This window comes from Phenylobacterium sp., assembly GCF_030680185.1.
Classification (GTDB): domain Bacteria; phylum Pseudomonadota; class Alphaproteobacteria; order Caulobacterales; family Caulobacteraceae; genus Phenylobacterium.
The window spans coordinates 77,409-99,345 of sequence record NZ_JAUXVZ010000047.1 but is presented as its reverse complement, the minus strand read 5'-3'; the positions used below and the strand labels follow the sequence as shown (position 1 = coordinate 99,345).

Here is a 21,937-nt window from a genome sequence, read left to right as displayed (position 1 = left end):
GCATCTGCCGCGCGAGCGCGTCGTGATCGAGGCCCCCAAGACCTGCGCCTGCTGCGGTGGCGCGCGCCTGACCAAGCTCGGCGAGGACGTCACCGAGACGCTGGAGGTGATCCCCCGCCAGTGGAAGGTGATCCAGACCGTCCGCGAGAAGGTCTCCTGCCGAGACTGCGAGACCATCGCCCAGGCTCCAGCCCCCTTCCATGTCCTACCCCGCGGCTGGGCCGGCCCCAGCCTGCTGGCCATGATCGTCTTCGAGAAGTTTGGGCAGCATCAGCCGCTTAATCGCCAGGCCGAGCGCTACGCCCGCGAGGGCGTGCCGCTCAGCCTCTCGACCCTGGCCGACCAGGTCGGCGGCGTGGCCACGGTCCTGGCGCCGCTGGTCGAGCGCATTGAGGCCCATGTCCTGGCCGCCGAGCGCCTGCACGGCGACGACACGACCGTTCCGGTCCTGGCCAAGGGCCAGACCGATGTGGGCCGATTGTGGACCTATGTGCGAGACGACGCCCCCTTCAGCGGCGCAGGTCCGCCCGCGGCGATCTTCTACTACTCCCGCGATCGCAAGGGCGTGCATCCGCAAGGCCACCTGCAGACATGGAGCGGGATCCTCCAGGCCGACGCCTTTGGCGGCTACACCGAGCTCTACAAGCCAGGCCGATCTCCAGGTCTCATCGTGGAGGCCGGGTGCTGGGCGCACGCCCGCCGCAAGTTCTTCGAGCTGGCCGACATCGAGACCGCCGAGCGCCAGAAGGCCCGCGGCGAGAAGCCCAAGGCCGTCTATCCCAAGGCTCTGGACGCGGTGCGCCTGATCGACGCCCTCTTCGCCGTCGAGCGGCAGATCAACGGCGCAAGCCCCGAAGCTCGCCTGGTCGTCCGCCGTGAGCAGAGCGCGCCGATCCTCGCCGAGCTCGAAGCCTGGATGGCCGAGACCCGCCAGCAGCTCACCAGCAGCCACCACATCATCAAGGCGATCAACTACCTCAAGCGACGCTGGCCCTCCTTCATCCGCTTCCTGGATGACGGCCGCGTCTGTCTCTCCAACAACGCCGCCGAGCGGGCCCTCAGAGGCATCGCCCTTGGCCGCAAGTCCTGGCTGTTCGCCGGCTCCGATCGTGGCGGTCAGCGTGCGGCGGCCATGTACAGCCTCATCGCAACCGCCAAGCTCAACGGCGTCGACCCTCAGGCCTGGCTCGCCGATGTCCTCGCGCGCATCAACGACCTGCCGGCCAGTCGTCTCAACGAGTTGTTGCCCTGGAACTGGACGCCCACGGCGCTTGCCGCCTAAGCCACTTCCCGGCGTTTCACAGCCTAGCCGCCGCGGTCCTCACCGGATGCGTACCGCTCAGCTGCGTATGAGCCCAGACCAATGCGATATAGCGCCTTTTCCAGTGCTGTGCGGTGTCGCTCGACATCCGAACGTCTAACTCGGAGTATGACGCCGCCGAACTCTCGAACGACCTTCCAGTCATTCGGAAAGCGCAGATCGTCGATGACGACGGGCGGAGGTGAGGCTGCGTCGGAGAAGTGCCTCCTTAACCGTTGCCTCACGGCGTTCGCCCATATGTCTGGCGTGACCATGTTGCGACCCCAGTCGGTTCCCAGACTTGTTAACGCCTGCCGAGCGGATTTTCCGCCGAGCAATTCTTGCGGCTTGGCGCGCTGCTCGGGGGTGCCGGCGACATCCTCTTCAGAAAGACCAAGTGCTAGCAGCATGTCCTTCAGAGGTCGGCCCATATGGAAATTCACGAAGCCGTGCTGCTGGGTGAGAAGTCGAGCAATCGTGGTCTTGCCTGATCCGGTTGCGCCTACCAATCCAAGCACAAGGGGCTGACTTGATCGTAGGGCGGTGTTTCTCATCGTCTGAGCATTCCAACTCTGCATTCGGCGCCTGAGCGGGCCGTTATTTCCTGAATATCGTCGAGCTCGCCCATTGTGTCATGCAGTCGTATTCATGTCTCAGATGCTTATACCCGACGAGACACCTGCTGCGAGACGCATTTCCTGTCTCAAATGACCCGACAAACCAATTTCGAGACGCTACTGTCTGGAGGTCTAGAACCTAATGAGACAGTTAGATGAGCATTGTCGGTTATGCGCGGGTCTCCAGCGCGGGTCAGTCCCTCGACGTTCAGCGCGAGCAGCTACTCGCCGCTGGAGCCGAGCAGATTTTCGAAGAGAAGCGGAGTGGCGCCACCACTGAAGGGCGCGAGCAGCTCGAAGCGGCCCTGCGATATGTCCGGAAGGGCGATGTTCTCCTGGTCACGCGCTTGGACCGACTTGCCCGTAGCTTGGTAGACCTGCGCCGGATCGTGGACGTGCTCACCGACAAGGAAGTCGGCTTCCGCTGTCTCCAGCAACATATCGACACCACTTCCTCTGAGGGGCGGTTGATGCTGAACCTGCTGGGAGCCTTCGCCGAGTTCGAGACTGAAATCCGGAAGGAGCGCCAGGCAGACGGGATCGCGAAGGCGAAGGCTGCTGGCCGCTATCGTGGTCGGCCAAAGTCAGTCGATCCGGAGCAGATTGTGGCTTTGAAGGCTGAGGGCCTCGGGGCGTCCGCTATCGCGAAGAGACTGGGGATCGGGCGAGCGAGCGTCTATCGGGCGCTTGGCTAACCGTCAGAACTTCTTACAGACGTTGTTGCCCCAGCTATCCACCGTTTGATAGGTCCCGACCGGACAGCCCTTGCTGGTGTCGTAATAGTCGGTGCGCGGTTTGCTGGGGGTGTCGTGAGTGCGGCAAATCTTGTTCCCCCAGCTGTCCACCCATGGAAACGAGCCCGTTGGGCATGTCATTCCGCGAGGGGCCTGGGTTGTCGCTGTGCTCCCATCCCCATGGCGCTTGCAGGTTTGGTTGCCCCATGAGTCCACCCATGGGTAGGAGCCGATAGGGCATTGCTGTTGAGCAAAAGCAGGGGCGGCGAGCGTGGTCAGGAGCCATACGAGACACAGCGCGAAGAGTGCTTTCATGGCGGCCTCCGGATTGTGTGGAGAAGCCTGTCATTGATATGCGCGATAGCCAAGGCACCATAGCCCGTTCAGGCATCCGACCGCGACCCCGACCGCCGGCGCATTCTACCTTCCACGGCCCCCGCTCTCCACGCCGGCGTGCCGCATCAGCTCTCCGATGGATCGCCCGCCGACCTCGCAACGGGCGACCATCCGGTCATAGCTACGCTTCTCGGCGCGGCAGACGGCTCGCTCCCCCTTCACCAGCCGCTCAAGCGTCGCTTTCGCTCGCTTGCCCTTTGGGGTGTTCAATTCGGGGGCGTAGAAGTCGGCCACCCGGACCTCAACCCAGTTCTCCGGACCGGAGCCAACGGCGACACAGAGGCTGTCGCCGTCCCCGATGTAAACCACCGGTCCGGAGAAAATTGAGCCACGGGCGAGGTAGGCAGGGAGCGGCCCACGGTCCGGGATCGCCTTACAGGGGTCCGCCAGCGCCGGCGTCGCAAGTCCCGCCAGACCAGCAATGACCAGTGTCCGAATGGTCACCTTCGTCCGGAGTCGCACTTTACCTCCATGCACCTGAGGGTGATCGTAGTGGCTCGCCCTAGCGCCCGCTACGGTAGCGAGAGTTTTCCGGGGGGATCATGGGACTCAAGGACCTCACACAGGCTGCTGTCACAGCCGCCCTTGATGAATTCGACGCCCTGGGAAGAGACGCGTTCCTAAAGCGCTACGGCTTTGGACCAGCGCGCTCCTATTTCGTTGTGCGGGATGGTGTCCGGTATGACTCCAAGGCCATCGCTGGGGCAGCTCATGGGCGTCTTGAGGGGCGAGACTCCCTCAAGTCTGCGGACTTCACTGGAGGTGAGAAGACGGTCTCAGCGGCCCTCACTGCGCTCGGATTTGATGTTGTGAAGCTCACCGAAGACGCTCCTCGGAACCCGTCCTGGACCCGGGACGAACTGATCCTGGCGCTGGACTTCTACATGCGACACCGGGAGCACATGCCCTCCCAGACGTCCAAGCCCATCGCCGAACTCTCGGCGACCCTCAACGATCTGGCGAAGCGAACCGGGGGCGGTGACGCAGAGACCTTCCGAAACCCAAACGGCGTCTACATGAAGATGATGAACTTCCGGAGGCTGGACCCGGAAGTCGCCGCATCCGGAGGGGTCGGCCTAGTCCGCGGAAATAAGGATGAACAGGTCGTCTGGGACCTCTTCGCGGATGATCCGGAACGGTTGACCGCGGTAGCGAAGGCGATCCGCCAGCAGGTCACTCTTCCCGTCGAGATCGAGGATCTCCAGATCGCGTTCGATGAGGACCTGGTCGAAGCCCCGGAAGGAAAAATCCTCACCCGGCTTCATCGCTACAAGGAGCGGAACAGGAAGCTTGTCGAGAACCGGAAGGCGAAAGCTCTGAAGGAGATCGGCAAACTCGAATGCGAAGTCTGCGGGTTCGATTTCGAGAAGACGTATGGAGCCAGAGGAAAGGGCTTCATCGAGGCTCACCATACGAAGCCCGTCCATACCCTTCCGGAAGAAGGAAAGACGAAGCTAGAGGACCTCGCTCTGGTCTGCCCGAACTGCCACCGGATGATCCACTCCTCACGGCCCTGGTTGGGGGTGGAGGAGTTGCGGCAGCTTATCGAAGATGCGGATGCCCCATAGTTCGAACCGCTTGGGCGCCGGTCGCAGCCCGCACATCCATCTCCCTGTTGAAACGCGCCGAGAGCCAGGTGAGGGCAGTCAGAACTAAGAGCCACTCACCCGAGCCAGGATCGTCCCCGCCCAAACGATAGCCGCTAGAAGGCCAGCGCCGCCAGTTGCCGCCCACCATGGCGCCAGTCGGACACGCTGCTCTGCCAGACGGGCGTCCAGCCGCAGGTTCACAATCCCGAGTTCGCGTAGCTCTCGATCCAGCTCGCCAAGATGCCGTTGCGTCACCTGGGCGGCCGGTCCATCCTCTGAACTCATATCTCAAGGTCGCGCTTGTTCGGCTGGCGGCCTTGAGCCGCTGGGTAATTCAGCGCGTAGCCAAGTTCTCCATCCTTCCTGAGAGGAAGGAGCGAGGCGACAAAGGTCTCTACCGAAAAGCGCACAACACGTGCGCCCTCTTCGGATTTGTAGACGTGGATATGGGGCGCCATGCCTGCGGCGCTTTCACCCCACTGCTCGAGGTGGCGGAGGCCTGTTTCGGTCGCGCAGCCAATCGCTTGGTCGTCGTTTTGAACAGACCGTTCATGGGCGAACGGAATTTGGTCTATCCAACGCACGATGTGGTATCGCTGCATATCCACAACCTCAAAAAAATGGGCCGACCCGAAGGCCGGCCCGAGTTAATTCGGGTATTGCTTAACAGAGCGATGTCATAATGCACCTTATTGAGGTTGGAGTCTACTGGGATATTATATAGTCATTGTTGACTATTTATCGAAATGAGATGATGCCGAGTTGTATTGCTGCAATACTTTGTGTGCACACCTCTTCCGCCTCACGCCCTCGGAACAATGTGGGAATTGGTCGGGGCACGGCCGAGCCGCCAGGAGCGTGCTGGAGCGCTCATGAGGCTGTTGCGCTACCCAACAAGCGGAGAGGTTGCTGGGGCGGCCCTGCGGACTCCTGAGAGTCCGGGAAATGGGCGTCGGCGGGGGCCATCGGCCCTAGTGCTATGGCGTGCTTAGCACCTCATGCCAGGACATATCCGGAGCGCGTCCATGGAACTCGACGTGACCGACGCAACCCAACCGTCGGCAGCGGTCTTTGCGGTTCCAGATGCTGAACCCCGCCCCCTTCAACTTAGCTATGATCCGGAGATTGACTCGGAAGAGCGTTCCGCAGGTCATGCAGCGGGAATGAACGTCCCACCCTTGGTGGATCATGTCGCCGACCGTCTCGCACTTCCGACGACGGTAGGAGATTGGAACGCGGTCGGGATTTCTGCTGCCCATTCTGCCCTCGGACACGGGGCGGAACATATAAAGAACATCCGACTGGGAAGCGAGTCCTCACTGCGAGGCCTAGCGCCTCGCCTTAAGAGGGGTCGCGAGGCGCCAGCGGGTTTGCCAAGGTGGCCCGCCGGGTCGAGATGGCCTCAGCCAGACAGCTGATTGCGAGCCTGCCAAGTCTCGACGATAAAGGTGGCCATGGCCCCCGCAAGGTTGACCGCGAGTTGCGCGTGCCGCGCGACAGGGCGGACCCCAGCTGCTCCACGACCGTGGGCATCGCTGATTTTGTTTCGAACCGCCCCTAGCCCCGCTACCACCGACGTGCAGCCGCCGAGTATCTGGCGAAAGACCTCTTCCGTGTGGGCAGAGGGGGCAAGGTTCAGGAGCTTCGCCGCCTGCTTGTAAAGGCTGGGTAGATCGGCTCCATCGTCATAGACTTCTCCAGCTTCATCCAGGACGTGCTTGCAGACGGTTTCTAGCAGCGTTCTTGCGGCCGTTATCGCCCCCTCCGGGTCCCTCTCACGTCGCTCAAGCGCTTTACGCCAGACTACCGACACGCCTTCGGCATTGAAGGCGGCAAGCGCGTCCGTAATCGCATCGTCAAGTGGTGCGCGTCCCGCACCTTCCAAGTGATCTAGCAGGGGCTGGAAGTCGGCTCTAATCTGAGCGCGGCGGCCTTCATAGGTGTCAGACATTGCCTTCGCTTCTGACCAAAACGCATTCAGGTCCCTGCATCTCCTGACGTAGCGGGGGAGTAGCGGCGCAGCCTCGGGATCAGCGATGAACTCCTTGCGGAGGAGGTTGTAGACCCCTGGATTGAAGGCGCCCCCTGTAGAGCGACTGATCAGGGTATCCTGAAGAACGAGAGCCCGTTCTGCGGGGCCATCTGGCAGGTTGTTGGGGAACGGGACGAACACGGCGCCATCATCTCCGGAAGCGAGGCTGGTGGGAATGTTAGCAGTGGATGGATGACTAACCAGCGCCTTGCGTCTCGACTCGTCGCCCTCGTCTTCAGGCATGATGAGAACTGGCGGTCGGGGCGCGCTCCCGATCCGCCATTCCCGCCTTGTTGGGAGGGCGACCCCCGGTCGTAGACCGACACCCGCGTTCTGCGGGCGCGACATGCTGCTGCTGAGCTTGAAGCCGCGCTGTAGCGGCACAGGCTGTCGCCTAGTCGGAGGCTCCAGGCTGTAGTTCACGGCTATGGCCAATCCACCACCGCGACCCCCTGGCCACCTATCCCTCGCAGAGGAGGCGGTTCGGCTATTCAGGAGGATTGGCCAGGCCGCGCTTGATCTGCGGCCTGGCGTATTTGCTTCGTGCTGTTGGGCTGTTGGGCTGTTGGGCTGTTGGCGAATAACGTTTCGGGTTGGTCAGTCTTGCTGGGGCAGGAAGTCGGCGGTGGTCCAATGGGTCGGATCGCGTCCACGGACCGTCTTGTTGGCATAGGCGACGTAGCGCTCTGGCGTCTCTAGCGAGGTCAGATGGAAGGTCGGCTTTGCCTTAGGCGTCGTGATGACGGGCCGAGGAGTCTCGAAAGGGCCCACTGAGCCCTGCGTCTTGTCCTCGCCTACGCACTCGACCAGAAGCGACCGGAGGATCGACTCCTCTCCCTCGCGAAGGGCGATAACGCCATGCCAGTGCGGGAAAAGGCATCCGTCCCCCATCGTCGGCTCATAGAACCCCGCCATCCAGACGGCATCCTGAGGAGCAAGCCAAAGCATCTGACGCTTCGGAACCCCGCGCACGCGACGTGTGATCTCGCGGGCGATCCGGCGCATCTGAGGTAGGAATTCGGTCTCTGGGTCGAACCTGGTGGGATGAACGCCGAGTGAGACTGTCAGCTCGTGCGTTGCGCCATTCTCCACCCAGAAGTCCGCGTAACCTTCAATGAGAGCGGCTGGGAGAGAGCATCGGCTGGCTGCGAGGCTAGCGCGCGTCGCAGTAATCTTGGCCGCGAGCGTCATGCGCAAGCGGTCGCATGGGGAAGTCCTTTTGTCATGATGGGTGTGGGCTTCATGTGGCTGTGGAGGGCCGGCAAGCCGGTTGGCCGACGACGAGACGTCGGGTGAAGAACTCCACAATTGCCAAAATTTTAGCGGCGGAGCGCGGCTAAGTCACGCCGATAACTTCAGATCGGTGCAAAATTCGCCGGACTTGGCCGGCGGACCAAGTTCCACCAAGCTGAGCCTTGCATTTGTTGTAACGCCGCTGAACTGAACAAAGAAGTCTCGGCGGTCCTGGGCCAATGCTCAAGAGGGGGCCGAATATGAGGGGTAAGCACCCCAACGTAGAAAGCACGAAGGAAGTCACTCGTGTGGGGCTGGATCAGGCCTGTCGCAGCTACCCGATGATCAACTTACACTCCGCCAGCGCCTAGCTCCACGCGGAGATAGCCCGTCTTATCGAGCATCAACCAAAAATTTCTGCGCATGAATAAAGGACGAAAAGTGACCGATAAAAGCCGATATCGGCGAATTCATGCGCCCTATAAGGGAGCCTGCCCCCTGGGGTCCTGCCGACACAACGGACCGGGATACGCATCGCGCGTCCTAGTTTAGACTTCGGTTCTTATGGGCAGATGATCTAGATTTACGTGGTCATAAGTGATCTTATCAATTTCACTCTTCAGCATAAGTAGCTGAGAAGCCCTCTTAACGGGGTCGTATGGAATATTTTCTGTATAAATTCGGGAAGTGCTAACGACTTTGCGCCCGGTCAACCGTTGTCTGACCTCATCGGAGGATATCTTCGACGCTGCCTCTTGTTCGAATGTGTTGCGGAAGCACTTGATAGAGCCGCCGTCTGCCCGTGCGTCAGCGTGAGTTAGGACGGTCCGATTAAACTGGCGCATGATTAGACTAGAAGCGAGTGATCGTCTCACCGCTATACCAGTGGCACCCTCCCGATATTGGGTCTGCTCTGCCATGGGGAACAGGCGATCGTCGCCATTGGCTACCCTTGCTTTAGCAAAGTCTAAGAAGCCCAATTCAATCAGTCGTGCGTGGATCGGGACCATACGCCTAGAATGGACGTTCTTTAGGCGTAAGCGGACTGCGTTGGGCTGGATGAGGAAGTGGGGCACCTCGTGGTCAAGCACCACTTCGTTGGAAAGGATGCCGACGATCTCGGATGATCTCGCCCCCGTAAACAGGAGTGCAAGTGGTATCCAGAACCGATCGTCCCTGATCTTCACCGAGCCGGGCTTGAAGAGCCCGCCTTCAATCTGATCTCCAGCGCAACCGGCGAAGAGCGGAAGGGCAAAAATACGGTTGAGTTCTGCTGTCGTGAACGACCTTCCTGCGCCAAGCTCCCCCCCGTCGATGCGGGCCTTGACGCCCCTGGAGTCGACTTTGTTCACGTCACGACGCTGTTCAGCAAACTGAAGGACCGCAGAAAGGTTCGACAAATGTTTGTTGGCGTCTTGGGGCTCATGCGAGGTAGCTCTAGCTCGCCAGAGCGCATCTTCCCGAGGATGCCAAGTGCGGATAGACGTTTTAGCTCGCCTGTTAGGCGACGACTGTCGGGGTAATCCTGAAGTTTATCGAGAAGCTCATATAGGTCGCCTTTCGTGATGGCGCAGACTGGCTTGTCGCCAACCAAATCTACAAACAGCCGAACGGATTGGCGCTTCCCACCAATATTGCGCTCCCCTTTTGGGCTGGAGCTATCTCGTCCTTCGGACGGGGCGTAGACTTCGGCGAAATACGCAGACAGCTTCAATTTTCCGCGGTCAGTGAGGGCGCTAGACAGGTCCGTCGAGGCCACCCCTGCGATGTTTGAAGAGATAGGCAGCCGCGCGGGCCGGCCCTGAAGAATGTCATCTTGTGCTATAACCGCGTCGGCCAGAATGCGAGCGCACTCCTCCGCAACTGCTCGGTATTCAGCTGAGCTACGGTTCGCGTTGACGCCCTTTTGTTCGAAGTATTTGTCGGCAGCCCACGCGGCAACGGCGAGCCGCTCATCCGGGTCGTCGGAGGTGAGCGCCGCGCCATATTTCATCCGGGTATTAGTCCGAAGGGCACCAATCGCTGCCCCCTGATCGGCTTGTCTGAAGCGCTCACGTCTCCTTTCAGCTGCAGCGGCGTCTTGCTCCCGTTGGAACGCCGCCATCTCGTATTCGTGGAGCCACCGTAGAAAGTCACCCAACGTGCCAGAGGCACGGGCCTCTCGCACTCGACGTATGTCCTCTCTGATCTCTGTCCGACGGCGGTCTGCCTTCTCGTTGGCGATCCTTATGTCGGTCGTGCCGAGCGACTCGATGATCTGCGATTTCGGCTCTCCCTGGGCGTTCAGAAAGGCGTGTCGAACCTCCACTGGGAGCGGAAATCGCAACTCGAGAAGCCCTCCTGACTTCAGCTGAACATATTGCCCGAGCCGTTCGTTGCCAGCTTTGCGTTTCCGTCCCATCGCACCCACACACGCCGCGAATTCTCACCACGATTTACATCGCCAATTTCACCGCGCAACACCGGAAGCCGCTGAAAATCATAGAAGTTCTTATGGCGCACGGCTCCTGCGGGGGTGGATCATCGTTGGTGATCGAGTCGTTCCGGGCGCGCCATTTCTCCAGGAAATACAGACGATCTGCCAGGGTCGACGGGGCTAGGCGACGGCCGTGCTCAAGCGTGTGGCCTACCTGCGGACGATGGCGATTTCGTGGATCAGGACGGCGCCGCCGGCCTCGTTGTCGAGGTCGAGGCGGATCTGATCGATCTGGGATCGGCGCCAGGCGCGGCCGACGGACGGTTGCTTCATGTCATAGATCAGCAGGGTCGGCACGCCGATGGGCGGCGACGACGCCGGCTGCGGCGCGGCCCGTCGCTCGGCTGATTCTCCCTGGCCGTCGGTGGCGTAGTAGAGCGACCCATCCCAACTCGGCGCCTCGGCCAGGCGGGTGAGGCGAACCAGGACGAGGTCGGCGTATCGGCCGTTCAGCCTGAGGCCTGCGGGCGTGCGGATGCCGGCGTCGTTGGCGGTGGCCACGACCCTCAGCCCGTCCGGCGTCGGCGTCAGGCTCGCGTTCACGGCTGAGACGCCGTGGGTCGCATTCTCGAACCGCCAGGCGGCGACGATCTGCAGGGGGTGAGGGCCCGAGCGGAACTGCCGGGTCTCCTGGTCCCAACGGATCTGCGGCGGCTCCAATACGGAGACCCGTTCGACGTTCGGCTTGTCGCACCCGGTCACGAACGCCAGCAGGATCACGGCGGCGAGGAACAGTCTCATGGCGGCGGGCCATCCTCGTGCTGGAAGACATCGACTTCGCGACCATCGAATCGCGGCGTCCACGGCGCGGCCAGGGCTTCGCCGCTCATGACGATGGCCCAGTCATAGCCCTCGGCCTCCGCGGCCGCCGACCCTGGCGCGACGAGCTGGACCCGAACGCCGCCGCCCAGCCGCATATAGGCCAGGTGGGCGCTGTTCAGATTGGGGACCAGGGCGACGGAGGGGCCGGGCGTCGCGGTGATCAGGCCCTGGGCCACATGAAGCTCGCGTTCGATGTCGCTGCGCTGCTGGGCGATCTCGCCGACCCACACGTCGTCGAACAGGGTCGAGAGCACGCCGAGCACGACGAAATAGGTCGCCCAGGACCTGTAGAGATCCCGTCGGGTCGCCGCAGCCACCACCAGGCCTGCCGTGGCGATGAAGGCGAGCCAGCGGAACGGCGTCTGCGGGGCGAAGCCCCAGCGCTCGGGATCGGGGGCGAAGAAGGCCGTGACCGCCGTGCCGTCCCAGGGAAAGAGCATGATTCCTAGCCAGAAGGCGGCGGCGAGCCCCAGGGCGCCCAGCAGGGCCAGGGCTGCGGCGGCGCGGGCCGCATGCCGATAGGATTGCCGCCAGGGCTGCAGGTGCGGCGCGGCGGCGAGCCAGAGGATGGGGACGAAGAACTCGAAGTATCGGCCCCACAGGCGGTATCGCTCGCCTTCGACCGCCGCGATCTTGAACGTGAAGACAGCCACCATCGCCACCGTCCCCAGGGCCAGGATCAGGGTGAAGAGGAAGACGAGATCCTCCCGCCGCAAGGCGCCGCCCTCCCGCAGGATTCTGCGCGCGCCTGCAGCCAGCGACCACAGGCCGGCCAACAGGGGCGGGCCTGCGAAGAGGGCGAGCACGGCGGACATCGACGCCACGCCGAGGGCCGCCAGCCAGAGGCCGTCACCCGGCGGCTCCAGGCCCAGGTGTTCGGAATAGGCCCCGCCGAGGAAGAACAGCAGGGGATCGGCCTCCGGCCCCCGGGCGGCGAGGTCGATGGCCGCGCCGGTCGCCAGGAAGGCGATGGCGAAGAGGATCAGCCGCTGACCCATGACGCGCCGTGCGGGCGGTGAAAGCAGGGCTTCGGCTCCGACCAGCAGGGCGAAGGCCAGGGGGACGATGAGCCCATGGGGCTTGATCAGGACCAGGGTGGCGCCAAGCGCGCCGAGCGCGAGGGCGTGCGCATAGGGCCGCCGCTGATAGAGCCAGGCCGTGATCGCGATGATCGCGCAGAGCAGACCCACATAGAGGCCCTCCGGCATGGCCGAGAAGACGAAGCGGTAATAGGGAAAGAGGAGCGCCACCGCCGCCAGCCCCCACAGCTGGGGGCGGGGCAATCTCGCGCCGACGGCCCGCAGGAGCAGAAGCAGCCCCCCGAAATAGGCGGCCGCGCCCATCAGGCGCAGCCAGGGCAGCACATTCAGGGTCAGCTCATCGACGGCCCGAATGACCAGCAGATAGGCCGAGTTGCCGACCGGCTGCAGGTGGCGGTGCAGCTCCGGATAGAGGGCGATCTGGTCGGCGAACAGCGCCCGGATGAGATAGGCGCCCTCGTCGCTGGCATAGAGCGGGAATTCCGGGAACAGGCGGTTCACATAGAACAGCGCCACCAAGCCGCCGAGGCCGAGCACGCTCCACCAGCCGAGCTGCGCCGCAAGCCGCGGCGCCTTTCCCCACCCCGTCACGAAACAACCTCATATCCGACCATGGGACGGACCCTCCGCGTACGGTGGAGCCGTGCAAGGGGCCGGCGCGCGACCCTCAGCGCCTCTATGCCCGTCGCACGCCAGGCGCGACCACGGCAAGGCCTGACAGTCGGGGGCTCCTGCCGGTGGCCTACTGCGCTTCCAGCGCCTTCTCGCCGGGGACATCGGCGTCGTCGCCCAGGGTGTTGCGGATGTAGAGGATCTTCACCATCACGAAGAGGACCACCAGCAGGGGGGCGGCGAAGATGACGCCGAGCGGGCCAAACAGCACGCCAAAGCCCAAAACCGCGAACAGGGTGAGCGCCGGGGGCAGGGCGACGGCGCGCTTCTGGATCAGGGGATAGGTGAGGTTGCTCTCCACCTGCTGAACGATGATGTAAACGAGGATCGCCCAGACGATCATCATCGGCCCGTCCTGCAGGGCGAGCATGATCGCGGGAATGACCGAGACCACAGGCCCGACGATGGGGACGAAGGCGGCGAGGGCGGCGAACAGGCCGAGCGCCACCGGCGAGGGCAGGCCAATGATGGACACGCCGATCCAGGTCAGCACGCCCACAATGACCATCGAGGCGAACTGCCCCAGCAGCCATCGGCGCAGGGCCACGCCGGTCACGTTCATGGCGTGACGCATCGGCTCCCGAGGGCCCGAGGGCACAAGGCTGAGCAGGCCGTCGCGGGAGGAGCGCGGGCTGATGGCCAGATAGATGCCGGCGAAGATCACCACCAGCAGGTTCGTCACGGCGCCGGCCACGGTCATGGCGTAGCCGCCCACCCGGCCGAGGATGCTCTGGATCGGGCCGGCCGCCTGGCGCGCGGAGTCGAGGTCGAAGGTCTGGAACTGCGCCATGACGTCGGCCGGCAGCGGCAGTTCCGCCAGACGGGCCTGAAGCTCCTCGGCCGATTGGGGCAGGCTTTCCAGCAATTCCTGCACCTGCTCGGCGATCGTGGCGCCGAACAGCCAGCCGGCGGCCGACAGCAGGCTGACGATCAGCAGCCCGGCCGCCAGCAGCGACAACCCCTCGTTCAGGGGCGTCAGCTTGTGGATCGGGTCGCCCAGAGCCCGGAGCAGCACGGCCACCAGAATGGCGCCGAACACCAGCAGCATGACGTCGATGAGCTGCCAGGCGACCACCAGGATCAGGCCGACGCCGACCAGAAACAGCACCCGCCGCACGAAAACAGGAGACAGGGAAGACGCCTTGGGGGTCTTGGCCGGCGGGCTCAGGTCAGGTTCGGCCAAGGCGGGTCTTCCCGTGCGAGTTGAGAGCTAGTAGCCGCCGATGATCGGCAGGATCTCACCGGTGATGTAGCTCGACATCTGGGGCGACGCCAGGAAGACGAAGGCTGGCGCGATCTCCTCCGGCTGCGCCGGTCGGCCCATGGGGACGCCAGAGCCGAACTTGCTGACATCTGGTCGGTCGGCCGGGTTCAGGGGCGTCCAGACGGGGCCCGGCGCCACGACATTGACGCGGATCCCCTTGGGGATGAGCTGGGCCGACAGGGAGCGGGCGAAGGCGTGGATGCCGCCCTTGGTCATGCCGTAGTCCAGAAGCTCGCCCGAGCCCTGCAGGCCGACCACCGAGCCGGTCATCAGGATGGCGGCGCCGGGCTTCATGTGCGGCACAGCGGCGCGGGCCATGTAGAAATAGCCGTAGAGGTTGGTCTTGATCGTCCGGTCGAAGTGGGCGTCGGTGATCTGCTCCAAGTCGTCGGCGTGTTCCTGGAAGGCGGCGTTGTTCACCAGGACATCGAGGCGGCCAAAGGCCTCAAGGGTCTTGGCCACCGCATCGCGGGCATAGTCCGGATCGGCGACGTCGCCAGGCAGCAGGATCGCCCTGCGGCCTTCCTTTTCCACCGCGGCCTTGGTGGCCTTTGCGTCCTCATCCTCGGAGAGATAGGCGATGGCCACGTCGCAGCCTTCGCGGGCATAGAGCACCGCCACGGCCCGGCCGATGCCGGAGTCGGCGCCGGTGATCAGGGCCGCGCAGCCCTCCAGCTTGCCTGAGCCCCTGTAGAAGGGCGCGTCGTACATGGGCTTCAGCTCAAGATCGACCTCGCGCCCAGGCTTCTTCAGGTGTTGCTGCGGCAGGGGCGGGGCGGGATAGGCCCGGGTGCCGGCCTGCATGGCCTTGGGCGCCTCATCTTCGGTTGAGGCCGCGGCGTCCTGGCGGTCGATGCGGGCCTGGATGGCGCGTTCGTCCTGCGCCGTCCGCTCGGCGTCCTGGCGGAAGGCGTCCTGCTTGTCGTCGGTCATGGCGAGTCCCTTTCTGACCGATCCCCAATCCGCAGGCGCGCCGGAGAGTTCCAGGGGGAGCGTTCCAGGTGACGGGCAAGGCCGGGATCTAGCGGTCGAACTTGGTGGACAACACAATGGAGGAATTGGTCCGCTCGACGCCGGCCAGCGCGCCGATCTCGTCGATCAGGGCGTCCATGGCCGCGACGTCGGCCGCCGACACCATGGCGATCAGGTCGAAGGCGCCGCTCACCGATTGCAGGCGCCGCACCCCGGGCATCTTGCGCATGGCCGTGGCCACCAGGCCCGCCGCCTTGGGCTGGATGGTCAGCATGACGAAGGCGTGGATCTGTCCCTGCTCATGGGCCTGCGAGGTGCGCACCGCATAGCCGGCGATCACGCCCTGGCGCTCCAGCCGGGCGATCCGGCTCTGCACGGTGGTGCGGGACAGGCCAAGGCTGCGGGCGAGCTCGGCGACCGGCGCGCGGGCGTTTTCCTGCAGTCGCGCCAGCAGATGCTGGTCCAGGTCGTCCATGGTGATTACGCCGGAAATCTATGGCAGATCGCCGAGATTATGGGGCGATTTCGCCGATATCGCAATTGATACCGCCAAGCCCGCCGGTGACCCTGGCCTATCACACCTCCGGCCACAGGATGCAGGCAGCATGCGGAAGATCGCCGTCGTCGGCGCGGGCAAGATCGGCTCGGCCATTGTCGACATGCTCCGAACCTCGGGCGCCTATCAGGTGGCCGTCATCGACCAGGACGCGGCGCGACTGGCGGCCCTGAAGGTGGGCGAGGGCGTGGAGCGAATCTGCGTCGATGTCCGCGATCCCGCGGCCCTGGCGGCGCGGCTGGAGGGCGTCTTCGCCGTGATCAGCGCCGCGCCCTATCAACTCACCGTACCCATCGCCCAGGCGGTGAAGGCGGCCGGCGCCCACTATCTCGACCTGACCGAGGACGTGGCCGCCACCCGCCAGGTGCGCGCCCTGGCGCAGGGCGCCCGCGGGGCCTTCATCCCCCAATGCGGATTGGCGCCGGGCTTCATCAGCATCGTGGCCATGGATCTGGCGCGCCGGTTCGACGAGGTCCATGAGGCGCGCCTGCGGGTCGGCGCCCTGCCGCGCTATCCCACGGGCGGCCTGAACTACAACCTGACCTGGAGCACCGACGGGGTCATCAACGAGTATTGCGAGCCCTGCGAGGCCATCGTCCTGGGCGAGCGGCGCGAGGTTGCGCCCCTGGAGGGGCTGGAGGCCTTCGCCCTCGACGGCGTCGCCTATGAGGCGTTCAACACCTCCGGCGGCCTGGGCAGCCTGTGCGACACCCTGGTGGGCCAGGTGCGAAACCTGAACTACCGAACCATCCGCTATCCCGGCCACGCCGCCATCATGCGCACCCTGCTGCACGACCTGGCCCTGCGCGACCGCCGCGACCTGCTGAAGGACATCCTGGAGCATGCGGTGCCGGCCACCCTGCAGGACGTGGTGATCGTCTTCGTCACGGTCAGCGGGCTGAAGGCCGGAGCGTTGATGCAGGAAACCTATGTGAATCGCATATACGCCCAGCCCGTCGACGGGCTGCCGATGAGCGCCATCCAGATCACCACGGCGGCCTCCATCTGCGCGGTGGCCGACATGCTGGCCCAGGGCGATCTGCCCCAGAGCGGCTTTGTGCGGCAGGAGGACATTCCCCTCGACCGCTTCCTCGCCAACCGTTTTGGCCGCTGGTACGCCAGCGACGACCAAGCCCTCCGCTCGGCCTGAAGGACACCTATGACCCCCTCTCTCCAGTCCGCCCCGACCCCGGACGCCGCCGCCGATGTCGCCGCCACCCTGCAGCGCCTGGGTGTGGCGCCTGACCTGTGGACCGGCGGCGAGCGCGCGGTCGTCTCGCCCGTCACCGGCGAGGTGGTGGCTCGGGTCCATGACGCTGACCTGCAGGCTGTCGATGGGGCCATCGGCCGCGCACACGAGGCCTGGCTGGCCTGGCGCAAGGTTCCCCCGCCGCGGCGGGGCGAACTGGTGCGCCTGCTAGGCGAGGAACTGCGGAGGATTAAGACCGACCTGGCGCGCCTTGTGACGCTGGAGGCCGGCAAGGTGGTCTCCGAGGGCCAGGGCGAGGTCCAGGAGATGATCGACATCTGCGACTACGCCGTGGGGCTTTCGCGGCAGCTCTTTGGCCTGACCATCGCCACCGAGCGACCCGACCACCGGATGATGGAGACCTGGCATCCCCTGGGACCCATCGGGGTGATCACCGCCTTCAACTTTCCTGTCGCCGTCTGGTCGTGGAACGCAGCCCTCGCGCTCGTCTGTGGCGACCCGGTGGTGTGGAAGCCCTCGGAGAAGACGCCGCTCACGGCCCTGGCCGTCCAGGCGGCCTTCGAACGCGCCGCCGCCCGTTTCGGCGATGCGCCGGCAGGCCTGTCCTCGGTCCTGATCGGCGGGCGCGAGGTGGGCGAGGTTCTGGCCGACGACCCGCGCCTGCCGCTGATCTCGGCCACCGGCTCCACCGCCATGGGCCGGGCCATCGGGCCGCGGCTGGCTGGGCGTTTCGCCCGCCCCCTGCTGGAGCTGGGCGGCAACAACGCCGCCATCGTCACCCCCTCGGCCGATCTCGATCTGGCCCTGCGGGGCGTGGCCTTCGCCGCCATGGGGACCGCGGGGCAGAGGTGCACGAGCCTGCGCCGTCTGTTCGTCCACGAGGATGTCTATGACGCCTTCGTGCCGCGCCTGAAGGCGGCCTACGCGTCGGTCGCCGTCGGCGATCCCCGGGCCGAGGGCGTCCTGGTGGGACCGCTGATCGACGAGGCGGCGGCCACGGCCATGGGGCAGGTGCTCGATGAGGCGAAGGCTGCGGGCGGCCTGGTCCATGGGGGCCAGCGGGTGGAGGCGCCCGGCGTCTATGTCCGCCCCGCCCTGGTGGAGATGCCTGAGCAGAGTGAGGTCGTGCTGCGGGAGACCTTCGCCCCGATCCTCTACGTCATTCGCTATCGGGAGCTGGATCAGGCGATCGCCGCGCAGAATGCGGCGCCCCAGGGTCTGTCCTCGGCGATCTTCACCCTGGACCTGCGGGAAGCCGAGCGGTTCATCTCGGCCGAAGGCTCGGACTGCGGCATCGCCAATGTGAACATCGGCCCCTCGGGCGCAGAGATCGGCGGGGCCTTCGGCGGCGAGAAGGAGACTGGCGGCGGCCGGGAGGCCGGCTCCGACGCCTGGAAGGCCTATATGCGCCGGGCGACCAATACGGTGAACTACGGGGCGACCCTGCCCCTGGCCCAGGGCGTCCGCTTCGACTTCTGAGATCGGCGCCGGCGGTTCAGCGTCCCTGCGCCGCCCGCATGGCTGCCGCCTTCACCGTGTCCGGCAGGGTCGTGAACCAGGCCTGAGGCGAGAGGCGCTCGGCCACCCGGCGGCGGCCCGCCGCGGCCAGCACCGCCCGGCGCCCGGGGTCTGCCCGCAGGCCGACCAGGGCCTGTGCGGCATAGCCGATGTCCGGCTCGGCCCAGGTCTGGCCGGCATAGAGCCCTTGGGGGTCCTCGACCGGGGTGCGGCTGGCCGGGACCATCAGGGCGACCTCGTCGTCCAGGAAGTCGGTCACGCCCGACCAGTCGGTGGCCAGGACCAGGGTCCCCAGGGCCAGGGCCTCGGCGGGCGTCAGGCCAAAGCCCTCCGATCGATGCAGCGACATCAGCACGTCGGCGCCGGCGATCAGGGCCAGCACTTCGGCATAGGGCCAGACCGCATCGATGATCTCGACATTGGCCGGCGCGCCGGCGCGGAGCCGGGCCAGCGCGTCCGGATGCTGACCGCCGTTCTGGGTCTTGATCACCAACTGCGCGGTCGGGTCATCGCCGAAGGCCTGGACGAAGGCTGCGATGGCGCCTTGCGGGTTCTTGCGGGCCTGGGAGGAATTGAAATCGAACAGGGCGACGGCCTGAAACGCCGCCCGCCGCGGCGCGGGGCGCACGTCTTCATAGTCTTCCAGGAACAGCGGATGCGGCACGACCCGCACCGGCGCCCGCGCGCCGGCCAGGCTTGCGGCGACGAATCGGCTGGGCGCCCAGACTTCATCGACCATGGCGGCGTCCTTTAGCCACTGCGGCGGGGCGCTCGGCAGTTCCCAGGCCCAATAGCCAAAGCGGGGCCCAATCACCCGCCGGGGGCCCATCTGTCCCAGGGCGGCCAGCATTTCCGGCGGATTGAGGTGGAAGATCCAGGCCGCCGCCGGCGTGGGCGCAGGCCCCTGCGGGCTCCAGGTGAGGGCCGAGCCTGTGGCGTCGATCCGCTCGACCGGAACGCCGAGGGCTTCGAAGGCCCGGGCCGCCAGCCGGGCCGAGGCGGCGATACCGTGGGAGCCGGACAGATGGCCGACGATGCGGATCGGTCCGCCGTCCTGCCGCGCCGCCCCGTGCGGCCTCCGCGCCTGGGCGCGGACATGGGCCTCGAGCATCGGGGCCAGCACCGGCTGGGCCATACGGCGAAGGCGCTCTGGCGCCAGGTCGCGCCAGGCCTTGCGCACCGGGCCGAGCAGGCTCACAGGCCGATCAGTCCGGCGATCTGGGCCTGCAGGGGCGTCTGGGACGACAGGGTCCGCACCGGCCTTGGCCGATCGTCCACGGCGGGGCGGTCGCTCCAGACCTCGTCGATGAAACCCCAGACCGGATGGTCGTCGGCCAGTTCGGCCAGGGCCGTCGTGGTCCAGGCTGCGGCCGCCTGCCGCCAGGTGACCCCCTGGGCGACAAGCGCCACCGCGTCGGCGGCGACGAAACCAGGTCCGGTGGCGTACACGACGAGATCGGCCTCGACCGGGCCCATCGGCCCGCCGTCGGCCCGGCGCAGCCGGCCCGTCGCGGCCTCCAGTATGACCACGTCATTGGGCCAGTCTTCCATGTCGCGGGTGCGCATCGGCGCGACGACCACCGCGGCGACCCGCGCGGGCCGGTTGCGCACCAGCAGCGGCGCGCCATTGCGCACGCTCAGCCGCGCCAGGCGATAGACCAGGCTGCGGGTCAGGACATCGGGCAGGCCCGCCGGATCGATGTCGTACTCGGCGAACCCGCCGCCGATCAGCCAGCGCAGATATCGGACCCGACCCAGCGGCCGATGCAGGGGAAACAGCCGCTGCAGATCCGGGCGGCTTTCCCAGACAAGCATCAGGATGCGGGGGAAGGGAAAGGGGCTCGACAGGCTGCCCACCAGCCGGTCGCCATCGCCGCGGACCGCCTGGGCCAGGACGGGCGGCCACCGGCCGCGCACGGCCAGGCCATAGCCGGCGCAGGCCTGCAGCCGGAAGGCCGCCAGGTCGCCCTGGGCCGCCCGGGCGTAGCGGGCGGCGCAAAGCAGGGGCTGGACCTCCTGGCTGAGATCGAGCTGGGTCGGACCGTCCAGCAGGGCCGGGGCGAAGCGCCCGCCTTGCGCCTCCGGTCCCAGCAGCCAGGCCAGCAGGTCTTCCGGCGGCCCGCCTTCGAACCGTCGGCGCAGGTCTGCCCGGGCGGCCAGCAGGGCGGCGGCGGCCCGGGGCAGGGGGCGATCGCCAGGGGCGGTCAGCCATTCGGCGATCTGGGAAGATTCGCCGGTCCAGGGCGGATCCTCCTGGGGCCAGGGGGCGGCGATCCGCGCGCCGGCCCGCCAGGCGTCCAGCAGAGCCTGACCCGCCGCGATGGAGGCGGTGGCGCTGTGCGGCTGGGCGGCGAACCAGGCGTGGAAGCCCAGACGGCTTTCCAGGTCTCCGCGGCCGAACCGGGCGGCGGCGAAGGCGTCCTCCCGCCAGACCTGGTCCATCTCCCGGGTCACGTCGGGCAGACCATCGACGGCGGCCAGGGGGTCGGGCGCATCCAGCCAGGCCTCGACCGGCGCGGTGAGGCCGTCGTCGAACCTCTGACCCTCGCGCGCGGCGCGCAGGGCGCGGCGGCGCATGGGGCCGCTGATCGGGCGGCCGGAGGGAAAGGCCTGATAGGCGTAGGCTTGGTGGCGGGCCTTGTCGTGGCCGTTGTCCAGCAGCGCCTTGGCGTAGCCTTCCAGCAGGCGCGACAGGGGCGAGCCCTGCGGGACCACCTGTCGGTCCTGATGCTTGCTCAGCACGTCGGGGCTGCGGGGATCGAAGCCCGAGAAGTGGAAGAAGCCCAGGGGCTGGCCGTTGACCATCCACGTCCCGCCGCCATCGGACAGGGTGCGGCCCTCAAGATTCCAGTACGCGAGGTCGAGGCCGGGATCGCGCAGAATGGCCACGTCGCTGACCAGGCCCGGCGACAGATCCATCCATTTCTGGTCGGTGAAGAGGCCGTTCTCGAAGTCCACCCGGCAGTCGAACCGGCATTTCTCGGCCCACCAGTCCAGCAGGGCGAAGATCTCGTCGGCCCGCCGGGCGGCCATGAAGCCCAGGTTGAAGGCGCCCGACGTCAGGATGGTGTGGTCGTTGGGATTGGCCTCGCCGGCCAGGGGTCGGGTCAGGTGCGGGATCAGCACCAGGGGCGCGGCGGCAAGACCCGCGCGCACCCGCTCCAGGGGCGCGTAGACGAAGATGTCCGGGTCCAGATAGGTCACCGAGGTCACCCCCGGCTCGGCCATCAACCGTCTGAAGGCGTGGGGCTTGATCGCGGTGTTGAGCTCCAGGGCGTCGTAATAGACGCTCATCGGTCCCATGGGCGCGCCGGTCTCGGCCGCCTCGATCACCCGGGCGAACGGCTCCAGCGCCGGGATCGGGCCGTCGGCGGCGATCACCACCCGGGCGGCGTCGGGCTCGACCTGCGCCAGGCTCCGCATGAGGACCGCGGCCTGGGCGGCGTAGTTCCGCGAGACGATGGTGAAGACGACGTCCAAGGGCCCGCTCCCGACAGCTGGCGCCC

19 protein-coding genes are annotated in these 21,937 nt (G+C 65.9%); 5 read left to right on the top strand and 14 right to left on the bottom strand.

The window, feature by feature from the left end:
* A partial coding sequence (locus Q8L83_RS11230) for an IS66 family transposase (protein WP_305286951.1) occupies positions 1 to 1,282 on the top strand: 1,282 nt, incomplete at its 5' end.
* A gap of 23 nt (positions 1,283 to 1,305) precedes the next feature.
* Here Q8L83_RS11230 and Q8L83_RS11225 read toward each other — a convergent pair.
* The gene (locus tag Q8L83_RS11225; protein WP_305286949.1) at positions 1,306 to 1,854 is read right to left on the bottom strand and encodes a hypothetical protein; all 549 of its coding nucleotides are present in this window, start codon (positions 1,852 to 1,854) and stop codon (positions 1,306 to 1,308) included.
* Positions 1,855 to 2,072: 218 nt separating this feature from the next.
* Here Q8L83_RS11225 and Q8L83_RS11220 point away from each other — a divergent pair, with 218 nt between their 5' ends.
* A complete protein-coding gene (locus tag Q8L83_RS11220; RefSeq protein ID WP_305286947.1) occupies positions 2,073 to 2,612 on the top strand; it encodes a recombinase family protein in 540 nt (179 codons plus the stop codon).
* Between the two features lie 459 nt (positions 2,613 to 3,071).
* Here Q8L83_RS11220 and Q8L83_RS11215 read toward each other — a convergent pair whose 3' ends face one another.
* The gene (locus Q8L83_RS11215) at positions 3,072 to 3,509 is read right to left on the bottom strand and encodes a thermonuclease family protein (protein ID WP_305286945.1); all 438 of its coding nucleotides are present in this window, start codon (positions 3,507 to 3,509) and stop codon (positions 3,072 to 3,074) included.
* Positions 3,510 to 3,589: 80 nt separating this feature from the next.
* Here Q8L83_RS11215 and Q8L83_RS11210 point away from each other — a divergent pair, with 80 nt between their 5' ends.
* A complete protein-coding gene (locus tag Q8L83_RS11210; RefSeq protein WP_305286943.1) occupies positions 3,590 to 4,615 on the top strand; it encodes an HNH endonuclease in 1,026 nt (341 codons plus the stop codon).
* Between the two features lie 302 nt (positions 4,616 to 4,917).
* Here Q8L83_RS11210 and Q8L83_RS11205 read toward each other — a convergent pair whose 3' ends face one another.
* The 10 genes from Q8L83_RS11205 to Q8L83_RS11160 all read right to left on the bottom strand — a co-directional run bounded on the left by Q8L83_RS11205 (position 4,918) and on the right by Q8L83_RS11160 (position 15,622).
* Complete coding sequence (locus Q8L83_RS11205) at positions 4,918 to 5,238, bottom strand: hypothetical protein (protein ID WP_305286941.1); 321 nt, start codon at positions 5,236 to 5,238, stop codon at positions 4,918 to 4,920.
* An 800-nt stretch (positions 5,239 to 6,038) separates the two neighbouring features.
* On the bottom strand, positions 6,039 to 6,911 hold the full coding sequence (locus tag Q8L83_RS11200; RefSeq protein WP_305286939.1) for an abortive infection family protein: 873 nt from the start codon (positions 6,909 to 6,911) through the stop codon (positions 6,039 to 6,041).
* Positions 6,912 to 7,265: 354 nt separating this feature from the next.
* Positions 7,266 to 7,673: a hypothetical protein gene (locus Q8L83_RS11195; RefSeq protein ID WP_305286937.1), complete on the bottom strand. Its 408-nt coding sequence runs from the start codon at positions 7,671 to 7,673 to the stop codon at positions 7,266 to 7,268.
* Between the two features lie 776 nt (positions 7,674 to 8,449).
* On the bottom strand, positions 8,450 to 9,253 hold the full coding sequence (locus Q8L83_RS11190) for a hypothetical protein (protein WP_305286935.1): 804 nt from the start codon (positions 9,251 to 9,253) through the stop codon (positions 8,450 to 8,452).
* Positions 9,250 to 10,227: a hypothetical protein gene (locus tag Q8L83_RS11185; protein WP_305286933.1), complete on the bottom strand. Its 978-nt coding sequence runs from the start codon at positions 10,225 to 10,227 to the stop codon at positions 9,250 to 9,252. The genes Q8L83_RS11190 and Q8L83_RS11185 overlap by 4 nt, the downstream gene beginning before the upstream one ends.
* 300 nt (positions 10,228 to 10,527) lie before the next feature.
* Positions 10,528 to 11,118 carry a hypothetical protein gene (locus Q8L83_RS11180; protein WP_305286931.1) on the bottom strand — a complete coding sequence of 197 codons (591 nt, stop codon included), beginning with the start codon at positions 11,116 to 11,118 and terminating at the stop codon, positions 10,528 to 10,530.
* The gene (locus Q8L83_RS11175) at positions 11,115 to 12,830 is read right to left on the bottom strand and encodes a hypothetical protein (RefSeq protein WP_305286929.1); all 1,716 of its coding nucleotides are present in this window, start codon (positions 12,828 to 12,830) and stop codon (positions 11,115 to 11,117) included. The genes Q8L83_RS11180 and Q8L83_RS11175 overlap by 4 nt, the downstream gene beginning before the upstream one ends.
* 151 nt (positions 12,831 to 12,981) lie before the next feature.
* The gene (locus Q8L83_RS11170; RefSeq protein ID WP_305286927.1) at positions 12,982 to 14,094 is read right to left on the bottom strand and encodes an AI-2E family transporter; all 1,113 of its coding nucleotides are present in this window, start codon (positions 14,092 to 14,094) and stop codon (positions 12,982 to 12,984) included.
* Positions 14,095 to 14,121: 27 nt separating this feature from the next.
* A complete protein-coding gene (locus tag Q8L83_RS11165; protein ID WP_305286925.1) occupies positions 14,122 to 15,108 on the bottom strand; it encodes an SDR family oxidoreductase in 987 nt (328 codons plus the stop codon).
* A gap of 88 nt (positions 15,109 to 15,196) precedes the next feature.
* Positions 15,197 to 15,622 carry an Lrp/AsnC family transcriptional regulator gene (locus Q8L83_RS11160; RefSeq protein ID WP_305286922.1) on the bottom strand — a complete coding sequence of 142 codons (426 nt, stop codon included), beginning with the start codon at positions 15,620 to 15,622 and terminating at the stop codon, positions 15,197 to 15,199.
* A 130-nt stretch (positions 15,623 to 15,752) separates the two neighbouring features.
* On the opposite strand from Q8L83_RS11160, the gene Q8L83_RS11155 reads away from it, so the two are divergent.
* A complete protein-coding gene (locus tag Q8L83_RS11155; protein WP_305286920.1) occupies positions 15,753 to 16,853 on the top strand; it encodes a saccharopine dehydrogenase family protein in 1,101 nt (366 codons plus the stop codon).
* A gap of 9 nt (positions 16,854 to 16,862) precedes the next feature.
* Positions 16,863 to 18,392, top strand: a complete 1,530-nt coding sequence (locus tag Q8L83_RS11150; protein WP_305286918.1) for an aldehyde dehydrogenase family protein — start codon at positions 16,863 to 16,865, stop codon at positions 18,390 to 18,392.
* 16 nt (positions 18,393 to 18,408) lie between these two features.
* On the opposite strand, the gene Q8L83_RS11145 is transcribed toward Q8L83_RS11150, so the two are convergent.
* Together Q8L83_RS11145 and Q8L83_RS11140 are read right to left on the bottom strand one after the other, a co-directional pair.
* Positions 18,409 to 19,629, bottom strand: coding sequence for a glycosyltransferase family 4 protein (locus Q8L83_RS11145; protein WP_305286916.1), 1,221 nt, complete (start codon positions 19,627 to 19,629; stop codon positions 18,409 to 18,411).
* Complete coding sequence (locus tag Q8L83_RS11140) at positions 19,626 to 21,911, bottom strand: hypothetical protein (protein ID WP_305286914.1); 2,286 nt, start codon at positions 21,909 to 21,911, stop codon at positions 19,626 to 19,628. The genes Q8L83_RS11145 and Q8L83_RS11140 overlap by 4 nt, the downstream gene beginning before the upstream one ends.
* Positions 21,912 to 21,937 lie beyond the last annotated feature (26 nt).

Coding starts and splice junctions, on each gene's coding strand:
- Q8L83_RS11160 (WP_305286922.1), bottom strand. CDS start 15,622: ATGGACGACCTGGACCAGCATCTGCTGGCGCGACTGCAGGAAAACGCC.
- Q8L83_RS11195 (WP_305286937.1), bottom strand. CDS start 7,673: ATGCGCCGGATCGCCCGCGAGATCACACGTCGCGTGCGCGGGGTTCCG.
- Q8L83_RS11225 (WP_305286949.1), bottom strand. CDS start 1,854: ATGAGAAACACCGCCCTACGATCAAGTCAGCCCCTTGTGCTTGGATTG.
- Q8L83_RS11220 (WP_305286947.1), top strand. CDS start 2,073: ATGAGCATTGTCGGTTATGCGCGGGTCTCCAGCGCGGGTCAGTCCCTC.
- Q8L83_RS11205 (WP_305286941.1), bottom strand. CDS start 5,238: ATGCAGCGATACCACATCGTGCGTTGGATAGACCAAATTCCGTTCGCC.
- Q8L83_RS11165 (WP_305286925.1), bottom strand. CDS start 15,108: ATGACCGACGACAAGCAGGACGCCTTCCGCCAGGACGCCGAGCGGACG.
- Q8L83_RS11180 (WP_305286931.1), bottom strand. CDS start 11,118: ATGAGACTGTTCCTCGCCGCCGTGATCCTGCTGGCGTTCGTGACCGGG.
- Q8L83_RS11210 (WP_305286943.1), top strand. CDS start 3,590: ATGGGACTCAAGGACCTCACACAGGCTGCTGTCACAGCCGCCCTTGAT.
- Q8L83_RS11155 (WP_305286920.1), top strand. CDS start 15,753: ATGCGGAAGATCGCCGTCGTCGGCGCGGGCAAGATCGGCTCGGCCATT.
- Q8L83_RS11200 (WP_305286939.1), bottom strand. CDS start 6,911: ATGCCTGAAGACGAGGGCGACGAGTCGAGACGCAAGGCGCTGGTTAGT.
- Q8L83_RS11150 (WP_305286918.1), top strand. CDS start 16,863: ATGACCCCCTCTCTCCAGTCCGCCCCGACCCCGGACGCCGCCGCCGAT.